General features: G+C 25.8%; 4 protein-coding genes and 3 pseudogenes. 4 read left to right on the top strand and 3 right to left on the bottom strand.

All coding sequences use genetic code 11. The features are described from left to right. The 3 genes and pseudogenes from ACQRD5_RS16660 to ACQRD5_RS16650 all read right to left on the bottom strand — a co-directional run. Positions 1-362 (bottom strand): annotated as a pseudogene (locus tag ACQRD5_RS16660) (hypothetical protein); the annotation flags it as partial. A 135-nt stretch (positions 363-497) separates the two neighbouring features. Further along, the gene (locus tag ACQRD5_RS16655) at positions 498-905 is read right to left on the bottom strand and encodes a GNAT family N-acetyltransferase (protein ID WP_320628226.1); all 408 of its coding nucleotides are present in this window, start codon (positions 903-905) and stop codon (positions 498-500) included. Between the two features lie 257 nt (positions 906-1,162). Next, positions 1,163-1,657 (bottom strand): GNAT family N-acetyltransferase, encoded by a 495-nt coding sequence (locus tag ACQRD5_RS16650; protein WP_291631715.1) that lies wholly within the window; start codon positions 1,655-1,657, stop codon positions 1,163-1,165. Positions 1,658-1,911: 254 nt separating this feature from the next. Here ACQRD5_RS16650 and ACQRD5_RS16645 point away from each other — a divergent pair. The 4 genes and pseudogenes from ACQRD5_RS16645 to ACQRD5_RS16630 form a co-directional block, all read left to right on the top strand. Beyond that, positions 1,912-2,935: pseudogene (locus tag ACQRD5_RS16645) on the top strand (IS1595 family transposase). Positions 2,936-3,413: 478 nt separating this feature from the next. Next, positions 3,414-3,593: a MarR family transcriptional regulator gene (locus ACQRD5_RS16640; RefSeq protein ID WP_291629974.1), complete on the top strand. Its 180-nt coding sequence runs from the start codon at positions 3,414-3,416 to the stop codon at positions 3,591-3,593. Positions 3,594-3,900: 307 nt separating this feature from the next. Further along, complete coding sequence (locus ACQRD5_RS16635) at positions 3,901-4,320, top strand: hypothetical protein (protein ID WP_291631713.1); 420 nt, start codon at positions 3,901-3,903, stop codon at positions 4,318-4,320. A gap of 217 nt (positions 4,321-4,537) precedes the next feature. Next, positions 4,538-4,837 (top strand): annotated as a pseudogene (locus tag ACQRD5_RS16630) (ribosome small subunit-dependent GTPase A); the annotation flags it as partial.

Below are 4,837 nucleotides of genomic sequence, written 5' to 3'. Positions count from 1 at the left end.
TTAGATTTAATTTTGAAATAAAATTTATATTGGTGGTTAAAAAATATAAATAAAGGACCCTTTTTAATCACCAATATATTAAGATTATTGTTTATTTTTTTATGTGAAGAGCCTATTATTAAAGTAGGAATTATAGCAATAACTGAAGCAATGATAATATTATCCCCAAAAGTTCTTATATAGTATTCATTAAGTTTTTGAATTGTAGTAACATTATCCACCCAATGAATTGCTACACCAACATTAGATTTTAAATAACTTACACCAGTATGAGTATTTACAACAACATATAGTGCACTAAATCCTAATGATTGATATTCTTTAATTATAAATCGTTTATCTTTTTTATCTTTTCCAAACATACGAACTTCTTAATTAAATTATTTTTAGGATAAATCCTTATTATATTTTGTTAAGTATAATAATACAACTATAAATTTTATTTGGGAAATCTTATCTTGTTATTTACTTTTTAGAGTTAATTAATAAATAAAATTTTATTTAATGGACATAATATAAACTTGGCAAGGGTTCCATTCATCCAAAAGTGTAGGGAAACATTCAAATTCTTTAAAACCAAGGCTTTTGTAGAATTTAATTGTTCTGTTATACTCATCATAGATTCCTTCTTTTACTGTTTTAACTTGAATATATAAATATCCTTGCTCTTTAGCATAATCATAACAAGCTTTAAATAAATCATGTCCAATTTTATTTCTATGAAATTCCTTTAATACTCCCATAACATAAACTTCAACAGTATAGGGGCTTGTTTCTTTTAATACAATAAATCCTCTTGCTTTTCCAGATTCTATATTAGCCCAAAATGTCATGTCTTTACTGCAGTTAACGTACTCTTTTGTACTTTCAGGTAATCCAAACCAATCTGGTAGATTATTTAATATTTCTCTTGCTATTTCTTCTTTTTCATTCTTATTGCTAATAAGATATATAATATTTGTCCGCTTTTAAGTTCTATATTGTTTATTTGTATAATTATATTATTCTTGACAAGCAAAAGATATACAGATGCAGGTATTTAAAATCTCAAACTTCTCAAATTAAAACCTTTTTTCTGTAATTTACAATATGATAGCATATTATATAGGTTATTTATTATTGTCTTAAAGTAATTTAAGTGATGAGAAATAAGTATAAATATTCAATATTTTAAATTTTTATAATCATTTTTAGTTATAATCCAAATAGGTAAATTTTCTTTATAACTATCATTAATTTTCATCCCTAAAGATAAAATTGTTGCAATTGATTTTTTATTATTAGAAACTGTTTCAGCTATTATACTTTCAAGATTCAATTTATTAAAGCCATATTCAAACAATGCTAAACTTGCTTCTTTTGCATAACCTTTCCTATGATACTTTAGGTTGAACACCCAACCTAATTCATATTCTAATGGTTTATTAAACTTATGAAATATTATATGACCAATCACTTTACCCAAGTATTTTTCTTCTACAGCAAATATAACTTTTTCATCAATTCCATACTTTAGAATAAATTTTTTTGTCTGTGAAAATGTAAAAGTTGGCTCTAGATATTTCATTACAGAAGTATCTGAAAGATACTCAAAGGCATCATTACAATCGTCTTTTCGGAAATCTCTAATAATAAGTCTTTTTGTTTCAATTCTCATAATTTATTCTCCATATAATAAGGATATTTCTTATTTAATGTAAAAGCATAATAGAAGTATCTTCATATCTAGTTACACTATTTTCTATAATATGCTTAATTAATATTATATTAACATTATTTGTAATTATATTACAATGAAACTTTCTTTAGGAAATTTTTTTATTAGGCTCTGTTTTAAATAATGGTTGATATGTGATACTTTTCTGAAAGTAGGTTATAATATAGATATAATCAATTTTCGAAGGTATCGCCATGAATAATGTAACATCAGTATTAGCACAAGCAAAAGCCTTATCTGAACAAGAACAACAAGAGTTATTAACTCAATTAGAAGAATATCTTGTTTTAGGTTCTCAAGTTACATAAGTAAGTAAAGAAGTTAAAGAAATGAGATTTTCTAAACGTAGAGTTTGTTGTCATTGTAATGGTATTGATGTCGTTAGAAATGGAAAAAGGAATGGTGTGCAAAGATATTTATGCAGAAATTTCCAAAACTCATTCACTGATTTTACCAATTCTGCAACTTATAAAAGAAAAAAGTCTTTAGATAAATGGTTAAAGTATGCTAAGTGTATGTTGAATGGTTACTCCATAAGGAAATTTGCTGAAGAAGTAGAAATTAATATAGCAACTTCTTTTTAGTGGAGACATAAGATACTTAATTGTATTAGTGAGTTCCTTGGTGTAGGTTCCGTTGAGGGAGTAGTTGAAGCAGATGAAGTTTTCTTTGCTTATTCATACAAAGGAACTAAACCTATAAATATGCCAATAACTTCTCGTAAAAGAGGCAAACAAGTTAAGAAAAGAGGTATTTCTGAAGAATAAGTGTGTGGGTACTGCTCTTGATAGACAAGGAAATATTATAATTGAATTATTATGTACTGGGAGAGTTACTGCTAATGAATTGGAACGTTTATATAGTAATCGTATAGGGGAACATTCTATTTTATGTACAGATTCGAACAAGTCATACATCCAGTTTGCTATAGATATGAATTTAGACCACAAGAGAATAAAAAGAGGTAGACACAAAGAAGATATATACCATATAAACCACATAAATAGCCTACATTCTAATTTGAAGAAGTGGATGGCGAGATTTAACGGTGTGGCTAGAAAATACCTTGAAAATTATTTAAAGTGGCATAAATGGATAAATACATTCAGTACAGAAAAAGATATAGTGAGAACTAAAAATTTGATAGTTCATGGTAATATAGCACATAGTTATACTATGGTTAAGGAATTTAAGATTAGAAAACCAATATTTGTTTAAATTGGACTTCATTTAAATAAACACTGGAATTATATTCTATAAATTATGTATAATACCAATATACAGTTTTAAACTACTCGATAGCAATTTTGCGATTAGATTGCTTTAAATGTAACTGCAAAATAGGTGGAATTTAGATTTTTGTAGAGAATATATAGGAGGTAGCATTAGTGGACAGATTCATATATATAGCAACAGCACTATTCATGACATTGGTAATTATAGGTGTTTTCGATAAAAAGAAAAAAAATAAGAAGAAACAATAGAATTATATTGCGATTTAAAATAAAAGTGGACAAGATTACGATTTGTCCACTTTTATACTATCTGTTATCAACCTTGATTTAAAACAGAGCCTTTTATTAAAAAGTTTTTAATTATTTTTACAATTATTAAATAAAAGTTTTTATTTAATAGTTGAAATCATTTTAGATTATTATGTAAAATTAGTATGAAATCATAAAAAGGAGATGAAATTATGGAAAATTATAACGTTGTATTAGAATGTTTTGAAAAGAATGATGAACCAATGAATGCCACTGCAGTTGCAGAAAAAACAGGCATAGATAAAAAAGAAGTATCTAAGGTAATGGATAAACTTAAAAAAGAAGAAAAGATTTATTCGCCAAAAAGATGTTACTGGCAAATAAAGAAATAGTTTATAAGTAATAGGGAATAAGTAAAAAGTAAGAGATAAGAGTTGTGGTAGAAATTTCACTTTGTGTGAAATTTCTTTTTTTGAACTTTTTTAAATCAATGCTGATAAAAAACTATAATTATAATGGGGCGGTTATTCTGCACCAATATAGTTATAGTAGTGCAATAACAAATACTTTACTATATAATGTATTAATTTTGATTCTTTGATTCGCTTAGTAGCAATTTATAAATACTTGTTACTGTTAAAAGAAATACTTAGTTTATTAGGCTTTAATAATATTTTTTAGAGAAAAGGGGTAATGCTTATGTTAAGTGGCCTAGTTAATAATATGAAAGAATACAAATATCTTTTTAAAAGAGCAACTCTTTTGATTTTTACTTTCTGTTTAAGCTTATCAATTATAGGATGTACCAAGTGTAAAGTAGAAAGTGAGAAAACACAAAATTATATAAATGCAGTTGTTGATGATATAACAGAAGAAAGTATTAATGTTATTCCAATAGACAATGAAAATGTTAATTCAGAGAAAAATATTATTAATGCAGATAGTGTTATTATAAATAAAAATACAATATCTACTGATAAGCTGCCAGAGCTAGATAAGGGTGATAAAATAAGGATTGTTTATAATGGTGAAAATGTCAAAGAAGATCCTTTGAAAATTGAGATAGTTTTTGCAATATATTTATTAGATGAAAATGGTGAAGTTATACCTAAGGAATAAAGTATTCATAAATTAAAATAATAGTGTAAAAAAATAAATGTTAATATATAATAAATATAATTGTTATTACAAAATTAACCATTAATTATCTGAAAGGATGTGATGTTTTATGATGTATTTAGTAAGAAGAAATAAAAACTATATTGTTGTTAAGGGGAAGGTGACTTCAGTATAGCAATAAATATCCTTCCCAATATGTTTAATTTCGGGAGGAAGAATGAATAATAAAAACTTACTAGAATTAGGATTAAATGAAGGATACATTAAGGAAGCAAGTAGTTACAATGACAACTTTTATTTAGGAAGAGTTTCAGTACAATATAAGGACATTTATAGAATTCTTACTGAAGAAGGAGAAGTGCTTGCAAGAGTATCTGGGAAATTATCATATTCTGTAAATAGTACTTTTAATTATCCTGTAGTGGGGGATTGGGTATTATTAGATAGAACAGATAATAAAAATGGTGATGCTATAATTCACAAAGTATTAACTAGAAAAAGTTGTTTTTCAAGAAAG

Origin of the sequence: Clostridium sp. SGI.024 (assembly GCF_050315195.1) — a bacterium.
In the GTDB taxonomy this organism is placed as follows: Bacteria; Bacillota; Clostridia; order Clostridiales; family Clostridiaceae; genus Clostridium.
The sequence above is the reverse complement of the archived record's forward strand: the minus strand, read 5'-3'. Positions and strand labels throughout refer to the sequence as shown.